Source organism: Paraprevotella xylaniphila YIT 11841 (assembly GCF_900683745.1).
Lineage (GTDB): Bacteria > Bacteroidota > Bacteroidia > Bacteroidales > Bacteroidaceae > Paraprevotella > Paraprevotella xylaniphila.
This window is the reverse complement of the sequence record NZ_LR215980.1, coordinates 2184429-2201208: the sequence shown is the minus strand read 5'-3', so window position 1 is coordinate 2201208 and position 16780 is coordinate 2184429. Positions and strand designations below refer to the sequence as shown.

The 16780-nt window shown below is 48.8% G+C and carries 13 protein-coding genes; all 13 read left to right on the top strand.

Translation table 11 applies throughout. The features are described from left to right. Positions 1–2: 2 nt before the first annotated feature. The 13 genes from E0E47_RS09480 to rpsJ all read left to right on the top strand — a co-directional run bounded on the left by E0E47_RS09480 (position 3) and on the right by rpsJ (position 16762). Complete coding sequence (locus tag E0E47_RS09480; RefSeq protein ID WP_130893548.1) at positions 3–2840, top strand: hypothetical protein; 2838 nt, start codon at positions 3–5, stop codon at positions 2838–2840. A 14-nt stretch (positions 2841–2854) separates the two neighbouring features. Then, positions 2855–4480, top strand: coding sequence for an O-antigen ligase family protein (locus E0E47_RS09475; protein WP_172604687.1), 1626 nt, complete (start codon positions 2855–2857; stop codon positions 4478–4480). A gap of 141 nt (positions 4481–4621) precedes the next feature. Continuing rightward, positions 4622–5149 carry a hypothetical protein gene (locus E0E47_RS09470; RefSeq protein WP_130893546.1) on the top strand — a complete coding sequence of 176 codons (528 nt, stop codon included), beginning with the start codon at positions 4622–4624 and terminating at the stop codon, positions 5147–5149. Positions 5150–5180: 31 nt separating this feature from the next. Then, entirely contained in the window at positions 5181–7820 is a 2640-nt protein-coding gene (locus tag E0E47_RS09465; RefSeq protein WP_130893545.1) for a hypothetical protein, read from the top strand. Positions 7821–8554: 734 nt separating this feature from the next. Continuing rightward, positions 8555–10519 carry a hypothetical protein gene (locus E0E47_RS09460; protein ID WP_130893544.1) on the top strand — a complete coding sequence of 655 codons (1965 nt, stop codon included), beginning with the start codon at positions 8555–8557 and terminating at the stop codon, positions 10517–10519. 193 nt (positions 10520–10712) lie between these two features. Further along, the gene (locus E0E47_RS09455) at positions 10713–11015 is read left to right on the top strand and encodes a hypothetical protein (RefSeq protein ID WP_197730273.1); all 303 of its coding nucleotides are present in this window, start codon (positions 10713–10715) and stop codon (positions 11013–11015) included. Between the two features lie 62 nt (positions 11016–11077). Next, the gene (locus E0E47_RS09450) at positions 11078–12082 is read left to right on the top strand and encodes a hypothetical protein (protein ID WP_130893543.1); all 1005 of its coding nucleotides are present in this window, start codon (positions 11078–11080) and stop codon (positions 12080–12082) included. After that, a complete protein-coding gene (locus E0E47_RS09445) occupies positions 12072–12584 on the top strand; it encodes a hypothetical protein (RefSeq protein ID WP_130893542.1) in 513 nt (170 codons plus the stop codon). The genes E0E47_RS09450 and E0E47_RS09445 overlap by 11 nt, the downstream gene beginning before the upstream one ends. 98 nt (positions 12585–12682) lie before the next feature. Then, the gene (locus E0E47_RS09440) at positions 12683–13006 is read left to right on the top strand and encodes a DUF3467 domain-containing protein (protein ID WP_008623152.1); all 324 of its coding nucleotides are present in this window, start codon (positions 12683–12685) and stop codon (positions 13004–13006) included. Between the two features lie 231 nt (positions 13007–13237). Further along, complete coding sequence (rpsL, locus tag E0E47_RS09435) at positions 13238–13621, top strand: 30S ribosomal protein S12 (protein ID WP_008628177.1); 384 nt, start codon at positions 13238–13240, stop codon at positions 13619–13621. A 125-nt stretch (positions 13622–13746) separates the two neighbouring features. Beyond that, positions 13747–14223: a 30S ribosomal protein S7 gene (gene rpsG, locus E0E47_RS09430; RefSeq protein ID WP_008628176.1), complete on the top strand. Its 477-nt coding sequence runs from the start codon at positions 13747–13749 to the stop codon at positions 14221–14223. 21 nt (positions 14224–14244) lie between these two features. Next, positions 14245–16362, top strand: a complete 2118-nt coding sequence (gene fusA / locus E0E47_RS09425; RefSeq protein ID WP_130893541.1) for an elongation factor G — start codon at positions 14245–14247, stop codon at positions 16360–16362. Positions 16363–16456: 94 nt separating this feature from the next. After that, the gene (rpsJ, locus tag E0E47_RS09420) at positions 16457–16762 is read left to right on the top strand and encodes a 30S ribosomal protein S10 (protein ID WP_008623145.1); all 306 of its coding nucleotides are present in this window, start codon (positions 16457–16459) and stop codon (positions 16760–16762) included. The last annotated feature ends 18 nt before the right edge of the window (positions 16763–16780 follow it).

Genomic DNA, 16780 nt, shown 5'->3' with positions numbered 1-16780 from the left:
AAATGGTGCGTGTCTATGGTTTATGGGGTGTGATGGTGCTATATATCTTTTGTAGGACAGCGTGCTTTTCCCGGGTACAGGAGCGTGATGATGTCTTGCCTTTGTTGGAGAAAGCAGCGCGGGTGCAGCAGTTCAACTTATTGTATCCTCAGGAAAAAGTATACCTCCATTTCGACAATACGGGCTATTTTATCGGTGAGACAATATGGTTCAAGGCATACGTAGTGAGGGCAGATACGAAGAAACCTACGGATTTGAGCGGCGTGTTGTATGTGGAACTACTGAATGCGGCAGGTGATGTGGTAGAGCGGCGGAAGCTCAAGATGGAGGAGGGGCAGGCACGGGGAGACATCCGGTTGGACAAGCTTCTGGTCTCCGGTTTTTACGAAGTACGGGCTTATACCCGATATATGACGAATTGGGGGACAGGCGCATGTTTTTCGCGCGTGTTCCCCATTTTTGAGAAATCCGGGCGTGTCGGAGATTACTCCAAGGCTTCCATCGACCGTTCTGTTTCCCATAGCCGGATACCTAACATGCGTGGACAAGAGGAGCATGGAGGAACTTCCAAAACAGGGGAGGAACTCCCGGTTCCGGTGCGGCCTACGGGGGCATACGCTATAGAGTGTCATGGCCTTACGCTTCGCTTGTATCCGGAAGGAGGCAGTCTTGTGCAGGGGATGGAGGGGCGTGTGGCCTTTTGCTTGACGGACAAGGTGGGCATGCCTTTGTTGGGGACAGGACGGATAGAAATCGGTGAGGGTAGTTCCGGTCTCGCATTTCCTGTGGATAGTTTGGGGCGCGGCTTGTTTTCCTACACGCCTTCGGAGTCTCCGGCTACGTTTGTGTTTACGGACAGCAAGAGGCGGATGTTCCGATTCCTCTTTCCTAAGGCAGAGCATGAAGGTTGTGTTTTGCGGGTGAATGCCTTGTCGGGGGACAAGATAAATGTGGAGGTTGCTGTAACTCCGGGATTGGAAGGGCAGGTATGGGGCATGACGTTGCAAAGTGGGGGTACGGTTGTGGCTGCGCATTCATTCTTTACAGGTCGTGCGTCTCATACGTTTTTTTTCCGTCGTGCCGACATGCATCCCGGCGTAAGCCAAATCACTATATTCGACGGCAACGGGCGGATATGGGCAGAACGCCAAGTATTCATCCCTCCCGTATCATCGGGGGCAGACAGTATTCGCGTGTGTACGGAGTCCGGTTTGTTGACCTCTTGCGGGAAAGTCCGTTTGTCGGTGAAGGCATTCCCGAATGCTACGTTTTCCTTTTCTGCGCGAGACGTTGGGTTTTCTACCGGTGGTTCGGAAGGAAACGTACGGACGTGGATGCTGCTATGTTCTGAACTGCGGGGCTATGTGTCGCATCCAGAGTATTATTTTGAATCCGATGATGCGGCGCACCGCAGGGCGGCCGACATGCTGATGCTGACACAAGGTTGGAGACGTTACGATTGGCGTGTGATGTCTGGAGTGGAGCCGTTCGAAATGTCCCAACCGATAGAAGAGCGGTTGTATTTGGACGGACAGGTCTTTCCGGAACGTAGGAGGCAGAAAGTCGGGGAGCTTAAACTGAAGGCCTACCTTTACAATCAGGTCGGAGAATCATTGACGGGAGAAGCTTTGACGGATAGTGCGGGACATTACGTGTTCAGCTTGCCGGATTGTTCGGGGCGTTGGTCTTTGTTCCTGAAAGCTAAGGGAAAGAAGGATAAGGATGACTACCGGATAGGCATCCACCGCGGCTATTCTCCGGTGCCGCGTGCTTATTCGTGGGAAGAAATGTCCCCCATACCGGAAGGCCATGGCGGACGGTTGAAGTTTTCAGGCTTTGAAGATGTGGATACGTTAGCTCCTTTGCGTGAAAAAAAGAATATTCTCCTGCCGACCGTGCATGTGGATGAACGTTGGGTGTATGAGAATCCGCGTGTGGCATGGGAAAGCGAGTCGGTAGGGCGCAGGAAGGCGTTTTTGTATTACGACTGTGATGCCGCCATGGATGCCATATCAGACAAGGGAGGTGTGATGCCTGTTTTCGAGGACTGGTTGAAGGAACGTAACGGGTACTTTTCGGGGGACACTTATGTGATGCGTGACGAGACTTCGGAGGAGGATTGGGTGGAGGAATTGAAATTGGCGAACTCAGGACGGAATCCGGATTATGCCGATGAAGATAATCCCGGAAAAGACGAGGACTTTGAAGTCTTGGCTAAGTCCATGAAAATAGGGTCGGTTGTCATTGACAAAGAATATAATATTTACAAGGACGGGCTGACGTATGACCGCCGTCCTATCGTGTGGATTATAGATAACGCCTACCATTCCATTACGGGGGCGAATTATAGTTTTCCTTCCAATCCAAATTGGGATTACGAGCACAAGGAACTGTCCGCAAGGCCGATGATGGAAGTGGTGTGGTGTAACTCACATGCTCATGAGACGGTAGAGATGCCGCAGTTCTTGGATGAAGTGAAGTCGGTGTATGTGGCCGAGGACCAAACAACGTGGCGCGACTTTATCCGTTTCAGGAACGAGAATATGCAGATGCCCGTGACGGTTTTTGTCTATACCCACCATTCTTTTTTCGGGCATGTCAACGGCTTGCGCCGCACATACTTCCAGGGGTACAACGTGCCTTCCACGTTCGAGATGCCGGATTATTCCCTGATGCCCCCGGCGGAGGACTTCCGCCGCACGCTGTATTGGAACCCGGACGTGCGGACGGACGGGAATGGCGAGGCTATTATCGAGTTTTACAACAATTCGTCTTGCCGTGAAATCCGGATATCCGCTGAGGGTGTCACACCGGACGGGCGGTGCATTTTCAATGAATGAGGAGGGGGATGGATATGGGATGTATAGTAAGATGGAGCAAGGAACTCAGTGCGCATAAGGCCGCATGGTTGTTGCGTGGTTTGTATGTGGTTCTTCCATCCGTTTGTTTCCTGCCGGAAATGGAGGGATTTTCCGATAGCTTCCTTTCGCCCAAATGGTATGGCGTGGTGGCCACGATAGTTGTTCTTGCCTCGCTTGAATCGGGTTTGTATTTGTTCGTGAAGGGGCATGACGGATGCGCCGTGTCGGATTCCGGTATGGGGGTACGGCGTGGGGCGTGTTTTGCGTGGGGCGTTTCGGTGGCGGCCGCGTGTGAAAGCTTGTATGTGTTGTTCCAGTCCGGTCGGCAGCAGTGGCGCGTGGGGGCGGGACTTACGGGTACGTTTGACAATCCGGCCGGTTTAGCTTTGTGTCTCTGCTTGAGCCTTCCTTTTGTTCGTTACTTGTCGGAGAGCGTGGGTGGTTTTTCGTCTTCCCGTATTTGCGTCCGTGTGCAGGAGTGCCTGCCCGTTTTAGGCGTGTTGCTGTCCGGTTCTCGTACAGGCTTGTTGTGCCTTCTGTCTTACTCCCTTATTGTGCTTTGTATGCAGAAGAAGATTCGTGCCGGGCTGAAATATATTTGTGCGGGAGTGGCCTGTTGTGCCGTACTGTTTTTTGTTTGGTGCCACAAGCAGGATTCCACGAGTGGTCGGATTTTTATTTTGGAGCGCAGTTGGGAACTCATATCCCGGAAACCTTGGACGGGATATGGCACCGGAGGTTTTGGCCGGGAATACATGTGGGAACAGGCCCGTTATTTTGCCGGTAATCCTGAAAGCGGGTACGCATGGTTGGCCGACGAGGTACGCCATCCGCTTAATGAGTTTGTACTCCTGTGGGTGGATTATGGTGTGGCCGTTCCATGTGTGTTGTTTGGTTGTTTTGTAAGTGTTATTGTGGGACTGGCATGTAGGAAAGAACGTTTTCCGTCTGCATGCGCTTGCGCCTTGTCCTCCTTGTTCCTTTTCTCTTGTTTTTCTTATCCTTTTAAGTATCCATTGCCTGCATTGGTGTCAGTGGTTGCGTTGTGCAGCCTTCTCCGTCCGGTTTGGCGGCGTGTCTCCGTACAAAAGCCCTTGGCCATAGGTTTGTGCTTGTGTTCCATTATCTTGGGGTTGAAACTTTTAAGTGAGTTCCGTCATGAACGGGAATGGGCTCGCGTGTCGGAGTGTTCCCTTCGCGGATGGTCGGGGCTGATGATGCCGCATTACAGGCGTTTGTACCTTCATTATAAGGACAATCCCTATTTCTTATATAATTATGCAGTGGAACAGTTTTATGCCGGGCGTTATGTTGGTGCGTGGAGGACTGCGGAGGAATGCCGGAAACATTGGGCATCCTACAATTTGGAATTGTTGTCCGGTGATATATGTCGGCAGTTGGAACGTTATGGTGATGCACTTTTCCATTACCGTTGGGCTTCCCTCATGTGTCCTGTGCGTTTTGCTCCATTGGAAGGGATGTACCATGTCTACCGAGAGAGAGGTGACAACCTTCGGGCGGACTCCGTTTCCGCTGTTATCAGGGCAAAGAAGGTTAAGGTCCTTTCATCCGAAGTCATACGGATTAAGGAGGAGATAGGACGGCAAACCGTCCGTTGAGGAGCGTATGGCCTTATTCCCGTGTAACGTGACTTTCTCTTATGTATCAAAAGTATTTTCAGATGTAACAGATTGCATGGTTGCTGTTGTCGCTTCCAATCTTTTTCTGCAAATTTGAGGCGATTAAAAACAATTTAGAATATGGAAAAGAAGAATTTGTTAGTGAGAGCTTTGGTTCCGGTTGTCTTGGCCGGGTTGGTGTTTGTGGGCTTTTCCGCATGTTCCCAGGATGACGGTTACCCTGAGGGCTTTGTGCTGAATGATGAGACGGGTGCGGCTACTTTGGCGAAGAGGAGCATGCCGCAAGGAGGGGAAAGTACTAAACCTGTAGAACCTGAAAAACCTTCATATAAGTATGATGAGGCGACTGTAACTTTTAAATGTACGCATTCTTTGCCTTCGGAATATATAGATAGTTATACCGTCTTGACGATGACGGTTCATTATTCCTATAAGATGGAAAATGGTGAACCCACTTCTGTTGAGTATGTACATTCTGCGGAGGACAACCCTGATTTTTCAATTGATGATATAGATTTGGTGAAGGATTCAGATACTGGGTATTATACTTTGGTATGCAGTGGCACTTATAGTTTTACAGATTCAAATGGCTATTTATACACTTGGGGGTATTCAGGTGAATCAGAGTCGGATATTTCACTCTGGTGAGATGGTATAATGTCTTGCGTTAAATAAAGCCATGTCGAAGTCCCTGTTGTTAGTCCTTGTTTTTGTTCTTTTGCGATGTATTTCTGTCGTGGCCCAAACGGTATGCGCTCCGTCTGCATTGGACAGCCTCCTGGGATGCATGACCCGTGTGGTGTCCACGACACGTCATGTGGTCCAGGAGAAGGTCTACCTCCATTTCGACAACACGGGTTACTTCATGGGCGAGAAGATGTGGTTCACGGCCTATGTGGTCCGTGCAGACGGGCACCGTCCCGGCGTCCGTAGCCGCGTGCTCTACGTCGAGCTGCTGAACCCGGGCGGCGACGTGGTGCAGCGGCGGAAGCTGAAGATAGACGGGCGGGGCCATGCGCACGGTGACTTATCGTTGGATTCCCTTTACGGCGCGGGCTTCTATGAGGTCCGTGCCTTCACCCGTTACATGTCGAACTGGGGCGGCCCGGCGTGTTTCTCCCGCGTGTTCCCGGTGTTCCGCGCCCCTTCCACCCTGGGAGCTTATGATCCGGTGATGGACGAGCGCAGTTACCGCCGCCGCTTGCCTGATTTCCGCGAGGTGGACACGTTGCACCGTTCGCGCCTGAACGTGTCCTTTTATCCGGAGGGCGGCCGGTTGGTGTCGGGCTTGCGCAGCCGCGTGGCCTTTCAGGTCTCCGACGGCAGTGGGCGTCATGTGCAGGCCGAGGGTGAGCTGCTGGACGGCTCGGGGCGTGTGGTGTGCCGTGGCTCCTCGGACAGCACGGGTCGTGGCGTGTTCACAGTCCCGTCATCCTGCGACGGTCTTCGTTTCCGCCTGCGTGACGCCCGTGGCCATATTAAGGAATTTCCCTTGCCGGCGCCATCCTCGGAGGGTTGCGTATTGGAGCTCCCCCCTTGTTTTGACGATTCTTTGCGCTTCAGCGTCCATGGCACGGCGTCGTACCGCGACCGCCTGTTGGGCTACATGCTGATGAACTACGGCCGTGTATGGACTTGCGACACGTTCCGCGTGGGCCCGGGTTACCATAAGTCGTACCTTCGGGACAGCCTCCCCGAGGGCGTGAACCAGCTGACGGTGTTCGACGGCAGCGGCCGCATCTTGTGCGAACGCTTGTTTTTCCTTTTTCCTAAACCATCCCCTTCCGACACGATCGGCATCATGTCAGAGACGTCCCGCCTCACGCCCTGCGGCAAGGTCCGCCTCCGCCTGCGTTCCGTCCCCGGCTCTGTCTTCTCCTTTTCGGCGATGGACGGCGGCACGGTGTTCAACGGGCGCGGCCCTTCGGTGAAGTCATGGATGCTGCTGTCTTCCGAAGTGAAGGGTTACATCGAGGACGTGGGTTATTATTTCGAGTCGGACGATTCGGTGCACCGCCGCGCGTCTGACCTGTTGATGCTGGTCCAGGGTTGGCGGCGTTACGACTGGGAGGAACTGTCCGGGTATCGCCCGCGCAGTCCGGGGGAGTGGCGTCCGGTGGAAGACATGTTGTATATCACGGGACATTTGCGTTCGGTTAAGAAGTCCTTGCCGGTGGATAGCATTCCGATTAAAGTCTACGTGTATTCCGGTGGAAGTTACACGGACGGTGAGATGTTGACAGACAGTTTGGGCCGTTATGCCTTTTCGCTTCCGGACGTATGGGGGGAGTGGAACCTTCAGCTCAAGGCCGGTGTGAAGAAGCTCAAGAGCCGTTACCTCTTGACGGTTGACCGTCGTTTCGGTCCTCCGGCCCGCCGCTTGTCCCCTTACGAGTGCCGTGCCCTTCCGGTCCTTCCGTCGGACTTGCCCTTACTGCCGGACACGATGGAGTTCGACACGTTGCCCCTTCTTTCCCTTTCGGAACGGCTTCACAAGCTTCCCGAGGTGGACGTGAAGGCCAAACGCCGTTTCACGGACGGTGCCCGTGCGGCTTGGGCTACGGAGAAGCGCGGGCAGTATTGGGCCGACGTGTATTATGACTGCGATGAGGAAACGGAACGGTATTTGGATGAAGGGAAAGAAATCCCGTTGTTTTGTGATTGGTTCATGGAGCGGAGTGAGTTTGTGGATTTAAGCCATACTCCGTTTTATACAGGGGCATTCGGTGAAATGGATTCAAATCCGCTTGAAGAAGCCGCAGTGGAGGCAGGGGATGTGGAGAAAAGTCCTACCTTTGGGAAGGAACATGTGGAATGGGGACGTTACAAGGGGCGTCCAATCGTGTGGATCTTGGATAACGAATATGCAAAAGGAGGAGGGGAGATGGCTATAGAGGTTCCTATAAGCGAACGAACGAAAGAGACCATAGCTTTGTTCCCTTTTTTCTTGGATGAAGCGAAGTCCGTGTATATTACGGAGAATCCCAATGCGTCGGTAGCTTACCATTATCCCCCTTATGCAGAGGATGTGGTTACCGTATTCGTCTACACGCATTTCTCTCCTCGTCGGAGGATGGAGAAAGGCGTTCGCCGCACATACTTCCAAGGTTACAACGTGCCTTCCACGTTCGAGATGCCGGATTATTCCCTGATGCCCCCGGCGGAGGACTTCCGCCGTACGCTGTATTGGAACCCGGACGTGCGGACGGACGGGAATGGCGAGGCTATTATCGAGTTTTACAACAATTCGTCTTGCCGTGAAATCCGGATATCCGCTGAGGGTGTCACACCGGACGGGCGGTGCATTTTCAATGAATGAGGAGGCCATCAGGGGAGGGAAACGGCAGAATGTCAAAAAGTAAGTTTCTTCCCTTTGATAATCGTTCATTTGGGGACGAGTGGGGCGTGGAGGAAAATAAACGATTCTCATCGGTTTTGCGGTTTCCTGTTTGTAAGGGAATGAGGGCTTAGGCTGCCTTTTTGCCGGAAGCTCGGTCGGGTGGGGCGCATGGCGTGCCGTTCCGGTAAAGCGCGATAGCGTTTCCTGGAGCTTTTTGATAGTTGCCAAATGTATGTCGAAACGTCCGTTCTGGCTCTTTTCGGGCCATTTTCAGGGCTTCTTTTCCTGTTTTGGGGACGTTTTTGGGCTTTTTCCCACACTGCTTTTCCTCATTCTGCGCCGAACGATTTTTCGCTTTCAGCCGAATGATTTTTCGTTTGGCCGTGATTGATTTGCATATATGCACGAAATATCCATTTGTTTGGCATGTTTCTGGATATTTATTCATAAAAATCTTTTTGGATGGTTGCTGATGGACTTTTTACGTTTGTCATATAGTTTCTTTCTTACTTACTTAAGATATGATGGAATTGACTTTTTGCTTTCGTTTTGTTATAAGAGGAAATTTTAGGAGCGCTTTTGTTTTATGGGATGTGGTAAAAAGTACCTGATGTTTCATATCAAGAAATATATGTAACATACGCGAAAGTGTGATTGGAGGGATAATTGTAATTTTGGGGTATCGTATGTTGTTTGTTAAGACCCAAAGGAATATGAATAGTCTAAAGATGTGGATGGCAGTGTGGACCGGGATATGCGTGGCAGTGTTCCTAGCTTGCCATCCGGGAAAATCCCGGCTTGAAGAAGCATTGGAAGCAGCGGGCGAGAACCGTTCAGAGTTGGAACAAGTGTTGGATCACTACCGTGGTGACAGCCTGAAATCCCTTGCCGCGCAGTTCTTGATAGAGAATATGCCCTGCCATTATGCTTATGCGGGAAAGGAGTTGGAGAAATACCGCCGTTATTTTGAGCGGTTCCCGCCGTGCGCTTGGCGCGGCCCTGAGTTTGTACGTGATTCTTTGCTTGAAGTTGATGGTGCATTTTGTCCCGACTCATTATACAAGGTTTACGACATACATGTCATTAAATCCGATTACCTTATCCGTAACATCGACCAGGCTTTCGAGGTATGGCACGGACAACCATGGGGGCGGCACGTGGACTTTGCCGACTTCTTGGAATTCATCCTGCCCTACCGGATGGGGACGGAGACGCTTTCCGACTGGCGGCAGGAGGTCTATGACCGCTACAACCCGATGTTGGACAGCATCCGTGCCTCGGCAGACAGCACGGATGTGTTGGCCGTGGCGCAGGCCTTGATGGATTCCTTGTCTGTGGGGACGGTTTATTTTACGGGCTTGTTCCCCTCGGGCATCACGGTGGGGCCAGACCTCGTGGAGTGGCGTTCGGGCAACTGCCGTGAACTGACGGACTTGGTGACGTATGTATTCCGTGCCTTAGGCATCCCCGGCGGATGCGACAAGATGCTGATGCGAGGCGACAAGAATGTGGCGCATTATTGGAATTTCGTGGTGGACGGTGAAGATTCCACTTATTTTGCCTCCATCGGCCAAAGCTCGAAACAGTTTGCGAAAGCCGAGACGTATTGGGACCCGAAAGGGAAAGTTTACCGGGAGACGTTCAGCCTGAACAGGGCGATGCGCGATGCCTGCGGGCGTGACACGACGGATGTCCCGCCGGTGTTCCGCGAACCGTTGATGCAAGACGTGACGGCAGCCTATGCCGGGAAAATCAATCGCTTCCTGCGCATTCCGGCAGACAGCCTCGCCCTTGTCCCGCACGCGGGCGAGACGGTCTACCTTTGCCTTGCCACGCGTGGGACGTGGGTGCCCGTGGGGTATGGGCGTTTCGAGGGCGATACGGTGCGCATCGACAATGTGCAGGGCGATGTGGTGTTCCGCCTGGTGGTTTGCCGCAAAGGGCATTTGGTGTCGCTCGGCGTGCCGTTCCTTTTGGAGAAGTATACCGGGGCGGTGCGCTTCTTCCGTGCCGGGGAGGAACGGCAAAAAGCCGTGTTGCTGCAAAAGTTCAAGGAGGATTTCCAGGCCCACATGGTGGGCGGTGTGTTCGAGGCATCGGACCATCCGGATTTCCGCTGTCCTGATACCTTGTTTGCCATTAAGGGGCGTCCGCCTCGTTTGAGGAATGTGGTATGTTTGCCGGATAAAGGGGAGGCCCGCCGTTACGTCCGCTACTACGGGCCTCCTACGCGCCATTGTAATGTATCCGAGTTGGCCTTCTACGTTTCTGCTGCAGACACGGCGGCCTTGTGCGGGCGTATTGTCAGCCCTTCGGGCGTGGCGGAAGGCCGTATCGTGAACCAGTTCGGCAACGTGTTCGACGGTGACCCTTACACTTCGATGGATTACCGTGAACCGTCCGGCGGATGGGTGGGAATGGATTTCGGCCGCCCCATGCATATTGGCAAGTTGGTCTATATGCCGCGCAACCGTGACAACTTTATCCGCACAGGCGACCGTTATGAGCTGTTCTATGCCACGGCGGCCGGTTGGGAGTCGTTGGGCGAACAGACGGCGGAGTCTGATTCTTTGGTTTACAAAGTGCCTCGGGGCGCGTTGCTTTACCTTCGCGACCATACGCGCGGCAGCGACGACCGTATCTTTGAGATGGTGGACGGGCGGCAGAAATTGTGGTAAAGTGAGAAAGAATAGCAAAAAAATGCGTATTTTACGTGAATGTTACATTTGATGTAATATATGTAAAATAGGAGAAAGCGACTTGTCGCTTTTGTCTCTATCTTTGAGGCAAGATTTATGCGAAAACAGTACGGTGTCTATGCAAGGAGTGCAAACTACATGCGTGCTGTGGGTACAAATAAAAAAAAGTAAAATGATGAAGAAAAAAATTCTTGTTCCCATTTTAGGGGCGGTAGTGTTAGGTCTTTCGGCCTATGTCGGATATCGCACGTATGGTGCGTATTCGGAAAAAGAGCTTGAGAGTGATTTGCTATTGGCTAACGTGGAGGCGTTGGCGGTGGGAGGTGAAACTGATTTATTCAATAGGATAGATTGCTATAATAGTTTCGAAGGTGAAGGTGAACCCGATGCAACGCAAACTACTAATAGATGTTCGCCATGTGGTCAACCTGTAAAGTGCCGTAGCTATTCGGATCATCAAAAGTGTAGAAAGTAAATTTAGCTTTAATAAGGATGCCAGTTTATAAGATTGGCATCCATATTCAGTCGTATAATAAGATGAAATCATTATATTTTATTGTCGCTTTGGTCTTTTTTGCGGCATGTAATCGGATTCGGACGGAAAAATGCTTGTTGAGTGATTGTCCCATAGAGCACTGCAAAATGCGGAAACATTTGATTGACACTGTGCTTGTGTATCCTCAAGCTATAAATATATTTAAAGATAAGTTATTGGTTTTTGAACCTCGAAATGGAAATGCCGTTTTGTCGGTTTTCTCTTGTAAAGATTTTGAATATCTTTTTTCTGGTATAGGAAAAGGGCATGCAAAATCAGAAGTGGTTTATATGTATGATAATTATTATGCGTGTACCGATACTTCTTTTTTTATTTTGGATATGAATGTAGAGAAAGAATACCTTTTGAAAAATAATAAAGTTGTGTATGTGGGAAGTACGCCGTTAATAATCCCAGATGCATTGAACCAACTGATACGGGTGGATGATGTAACTTATGTTACAGCAGGATTTACTAATGGTAAGGGGGGTGAACATCTTTTATATCATGACGGGGAGTATACTGATTTTGGTGAATATCCAGATTTGTCTTTGAAAAATGAAGAGAGGGCGATTTACAATGGGAGCATTTCTGCAGGAATGGTGGGAAAGCAGAAGTTTTGGGATTTTTATACTTACAAAGATTTGATACGTTCCTATGATTTGCAGGGTAATTTGTTACTTGAAATCGTATTGGACGATGATGAAAAGAATGTAACGATGCAAAATGTTGATGACCGGAATTTTAATTATTATAAAGCAAAGTGGAATTCAAAATATATTGCCGTGTTGTATAATGCCTTTTTTAGTGCAGATGAATTTTATAAGCTTGGCAAGGACGAGCGTAAGCGAGAATTGCAATTATGGACATGGGAGGGCGAACTAAAGCGTCGTATTTATTTTGATGTCCCTTATGATATTTATGCATTATCTGAAGATAATATATTTTACGCAATGAATATGGATAAGCCTGATGTGATATATACTTATGACCTCAATGAAAAGTAGATTTTCGGCATGCCTTATGGTTGCCATAGTGGCTTTGTTTCTCTGTTCTTGTGACAGTAAGAAGGATAGGACATTACAGGAGTTGAAGGATGTAAGCCGGTGGCAGATCAAATTTCCTGATGCCCCTTTGTTTCGTAGCACAAAGTCAAAAATACTGGTATTGGTGGCAGATACGGGTGAATGTTCACCTTGCAGTATGGGGGTGAATGAATGGTATGTGTATCGTTTGGACATGGAGGAACGGCATTTGGATGCCGATATAGTATTTGTCTTGCCCGAAGGCATGCGCTTGTCTCCAACTGTGGATACCCTGTTGCTACAATATGGATTGGACAGGTATTATGGCTATGAGACCTTTATGAAATTGAATCCCGTTTTCAAGCAAATACATTATTCCACATTTTTAATATCCCCAGAACATAAAGTGGTATTGGTTGGCTCTCCTTTGGATTCGCCAAAATTGTGGAGGGTGTATAGGAGTGCATTGGGGGAGAAGGAATAGCATAAGTTTTTTAAGCAAGCATGTTGCCGTTACGGGAGAAAATGCCTATATTTGTACCTATATATAAATAGGTATATGAAATATAAATTCTAACGATTATGAGTAATGAAGAAAAACCGCAGCAGGAAGGTATGCTGCAAATAGAGATCAGTCCGGAAGTAGCTCAGGGAACATACGCAAACTTGGCCATGATTGCACACTCCACATCCGAGGTGATTATAGACTTCGTGTGCATGATGCCGGGATTGCCAAAGGCGAATGTGAAATCCCGTATCGTCATGGCTCCGGAGCATGCCAAGCGTCTGCTTTATGCCTTGCAGGACAATATTAATAAGTACGAACATAACTTCGGAGAAATAGATATGCATCAGGGCGGACCTCGTACGGTGGCTCCATTCAAAATCAATAAGGGGGAGGCTTAGTCCTCCTTCTTTTTTTGCCTTGAATCCGTAAAAAACACTTTTTCGGTGAAAAATAAGTTAAAATACTATGCCGTAGGAGGCTTTGTACGTGGGTAAACCTTTAAATTAGAGGAAAACACATTGTGTATTGGAATAAAATTCGTAACTTTGCGGCCTGAAAGCCCTTAATGTGGACTTTTACGAATTTGCATCATATAAATAACAATATATATAATTTAAAAAACAAGAACAATGCCTACTATTCAACAATTGGTAAGAAAAGGTAGAACAGTGTTGGTAGAAAAGAGCAAATCACCGGCGTTGGACAACTGTCCTCAGCGTCGTGGCGTTTGCGTCCGTGTGTACACTACCACACCGAAGAAACCTAATTCAGCGATGCGTAAGGTCGCTCGTGTGCGTTTGACTAACATGAAGGAAGTGAACTCTTACATTCCGGGTGAAGGTCATAATTTGCAGGAACACTCTATCGTATTGGTACGTGGCGGTCGTGTGAAAGACCTTCCGGGTGTTCGTTACCACATCGTACGTGGTACTTTGGATACAGCCGGTGTGGCTAACCGCACGCAGCGTCGTTCCAAGTATGGTGCAAAGCGTCCTAAAGCAGGTAAGAAGTAAATCATTTGATTGTAACGAATCTATTATTTATTAGTTTTGGTTTGTTGAGCTAAAGGTTGAGTAAATGCTCCGGAGGGAGGGTTGAAGATTATCGAAGTACAGCCAAACTGAAAAAACTTTTTGAAATGAGAAAAGCAAAACCAAAAAAACGTGTGATCCTTCCGGATCCTGTCTTTAACGATGTTAAAGTTTCTAAGTTTGTAAACCATTTGATGTATGACGGCAAGAAAAATCTTTCGTATGAGATTTTTTATGCAGCACTTGAAACAGTAAAGGCTAAAATGGCCAATGAGGAAAAAAGTGCATTGGAAATTTGGAAGGCCGCTTTGGATAAGGTGACTCCGCAAGTGGAAGTGAAGTCTCGTCGTGTGGGTGGTGCTACATTCCAAGTGCCGACGGAAGTCCGTCCTGAACGTAAGGAGTCTATCTCAATGAAGAACTTGATTCTTTTTGCCCGTAAGCGTGGTGGAAAAACCATGGCGGACAAATTGGCCGCAGAAATCATGGATGCTTACAATGAACAGGGTGGTGCTTTCAAGCGCAAGGAAGATATGCACCGTATGGCCGAGGCTAATCGTGCATTCGCACACTTTAGATTCTAATTTTTATTAAAGTAGCTAACAATGGCAAAGCAAGATTTACATTTGACCCGTAATATCGGTATCATGGCCCATATTGATGCCGGTAAGACAACGACTTCGGAGCGTATCCTTTTCTACACCGGTCTTACGCATAAGATTGGTGAGGTTCACGACGGTGCCGCTACGATGGACTGGATGGCTCAGGAGCAGGAACGTGGTATCACTATTACTTCAGCAGCTACTACAACTCGTTGGAATTGGAATGGCCAAACATATAAAATTAACTTGATTGATACTCCGGGACACGTGGATTTTACTGCAGAGGTAGAACGTTCGTTGCGTGTGTTGGATGGTGCCGTGGCTGCGTACTGTGCCGTAGGTGGTGTTGAACCGCAGTCTGAAACGGTATGGCGTCAGGCTGATAAGTATAATGTGCCGCGTATGGGGTATGTCAACAAGATGGACCGTTCTGGTGCTGACTTCTTTGAGGTTGTACGTCAGATGAAGGATGTCTTGGGTGCAAACCCTTGTCCGGTTGTAATTCCTATCGGTGCAGAGGAAAACTTCAAAGGGGTAGTCGATTTGATTAAGATGAAGGCTATCTTGTGGCATGACGAGACAATGGGAGCGGATTATTCTGTTGAGGAAATTCCTGCGGACTTGCAGGCTGAAGCAGAAGAATGGAGAGATAAGATGTTGGAGAAGGTGGCTGAGTTCGACGATGATTTGATGAGCAAATACTTCGACGATCCTTCCACTATTACTGAGGAGGAAATCCTCCGGGCTTTGCGTGCTGCAACTGTGGCAATGGAAGTGACTCCTATGCTTTGCGGTTCTTCGTTCAAGAATAAGGGCGTACAGACGTTGTTGGATTATGTTTGTGCTTTCTTGCCTTCTCCGTTGGATACACCGAACGTTGTAGGAACAAATCCGGATACTGGTGCTGAAGAGGATCGTAAGCCGTCGGAAGACGAAAAGACTTCGGCCTTGGCATTTAAGATTGCTACCGATCCGTATGTGGGTCGTTTGACATTTATCCGTGTTTATTCGGGTAAGGTTGAGGCAGGTTCGTATATTTATAACTCTCGTTCCGGTAAGAAAGAGCGTGTTTCACGTTTGTTCCAGATGCATTCAAATCATCAGAATCCAGTTGATGTGATTGGTGCCGGAGATATCGGTGCGGGTGTCGGTTTCAAGGATATCCGTACGGGTGATACTTTGTGTGATGAGGATGCTCCTATCGTATTGGAGTCTATGGATTTCCCAGATCCGGTTATCGGTATTGCGGTAGAGCCGAAAACGCAGAAAGACTTGGACAAGTTGTCTAATGGTTTGGCAAAGTTGGCCGAAGAGGATCCTACATTCACAGTGAAGACAGATGAACAGACGGGGCAGACGGTAATTTCCGGTATGGGTGAGTTGCACTTGGATATTATTATCGACCGTTTGAAACGTGAGTTTAAGGTGGAATGTAACCAAGGTAAACCTCAGGTGAATTACAAGGAAGCAATTACCAAGACAGTCAACTTGCGTGAGGTTTACAAGAAGCAGTCTGGTGGTCGCGGTAAGTTTGCAGATATTATTGTAAATGTAGGTCCGGTAGACGAAGACTTCAAAGAGGGCGGCTTGCAGTTCGAAAATAAGGTGACTGGCGGTAATATTCCCAAAGAATTCATTCCTTCTGTGCAGAAAGGTTTCGAGAGTGCAATGAAGAACGGTATTTTGGGTGGGTTCCCGATGGACAGCTTGAAGGTAGAGTTGCTTGACGGCTCGTTCCATCCGGTAGACTCAGACCAGTTGTCATTCGAAATCTGTGCATTACAGGCTTACAGGAACGCTTGTGCTCAAGCTAAGCCCGTATTGATGGAGCCTATCATGAAATTGGAAGTTGTGACTCCGGAAGAAAATATGGGTGATGTGATTGGTGACTTGAACAAGCGTCGCGGGCAGGTTGAAGGTATGGATACCAGCCGTAGCGGTGCTCGTATAGTGAAGGCAATGGTGCCATTGGCAGAAATGTTCGGTTACGTGACGGCTTTGCGTACGATCACTTCTGGTAGAGCTACGTCTTCCATGACGTATGACCATCATGCTCCTGTGTCAAGTTCTATCGCCAAGGTTGTACTTGAGGAAATCAAAGGACGTACCGATTTGGTATAAAAAACAATAAACTGGATAGAAGGTGCCGGTTAGCGAATGACTCTTAATCGGTATACCTTCTTTCCTTTTCATTAATCATTAAATTAATAAAACAATGAGTCAGAAAATCAGAATTAAACTGAAATCTTACGACCACAACTTGGTAGACAAGTCGGCTGAGAAGATTGTGAAGACAGTGAAAGTGACAGGTGCGATTGTGAGCGGTCCGATACCTCTCCCTACGCACAAGCGTATTTTTACGGTGAACCGTTCAACTTTCGTAAACAAGAAATCTCGTGAGCAGTTCGAGTTGTCTTCTTACAAGAGATTGATTGATATCTACAGTTCTACTGCTAAGACTGTGGATGCATTGATGAAGCTTGAGTTGCCAAGCGGTGTAGAAGTAGAAATTAAAGTTTAGTACTATTAAAAATTAACT

Excerpts from the sequence above, each read along its gene's own strand:
- E0E47_RS09440 (WP_008623152.1), top strand. The coding sequence starts at position 12,683 with ATGAGTAATGAAGAAAAACCGCAGCAGGAAGGTATGCTGCAAATAGAG.
- E0E47_RS09475 (WP_172604687.1), top strand. The coding sequence starts at position 2,855 with ATGGGATGTATAGTAAGATGGAGCAAGGAACTCAGTGCGCATAAGGCC.
- rpsL (WP_008628177.1), top strand. The coding sequence starts at position 13,238 with ATGCCTACTATTCAACAATTGGTAAGAAAAGGTAGAACAGTGTTGGTA.
- E0E47_RS09445 (WP_130893542.1), top strand. The coding sequence starts at position 12,072 with ATGAAAAGTAGATTTTCGGCATGCCTTATGGTTGCCATAGTGGCTTTG.
- E0E47_RS09480 (WP_130893548.1), top strand. The coding sequence starts at position 3 with ATGGTGCGTGTCTATGGTTTATGGGGTGTGATGGTGCTATATATCTTT.
- fusA (WP_130893541.1), top strand. The coding sequence starts at position 14,245 with ATGGCAAAGCAAGATTTACATTTGACCCGTAATATCGGTATCATGGCC.
- rpsJ (WP_008623145.1), top strand. The coding sequence starts at position 16,457 with ATGAGTCAGAAAATCAGAATTAAACTGAAATCTTACGACCACAACTTG.
- E0E47_RS09450 (WP_130893543.1), top strand. The coding sequence starts at position 11,078 with ATGAAATCATTATATTTTATTGTCGCTTTGGTCTTTTTTGCGGCATGT.
- E0E47_RS09470 (WP_130893546.1), top strand. The coding sequence starts at position 4,622 with ATGGAAAAGAAGAATTTGTTAGTGAGAGCTTTGGTTCCGGTTGTCTTG.
- E0E47_RS09455 (WP_197730273.1), top strand. The coding sequence starts at position 10,713 with ATGATGAAGAAAAAAATTCTTGTTCCCATTTTAGGGGCGGTAGTGTTA.
- rpsG (WP_008628176.1), top strand. The coding sequence starts at position 13,747 with ATGAGAAAAGCAAAACCAAAAAAACGTGTGATCCTTCCGGATCCTGTC.
- E0E47_RS09460 (WP_130893544.1), top strand. The coding sequence starts at position 8,555 with ATGAATAGTCTAAAGATGTGGATGGCAGTGTGGACCGGGATATGCGTG.
- E0E47_RS09465 (WP_130893545.1), top strand. The coding sequence starts at position 5,181 with ATGTCGAAGTCCCTGTTGTTAGTCCTTGTTTTTGTTCTTTTGCGATGT.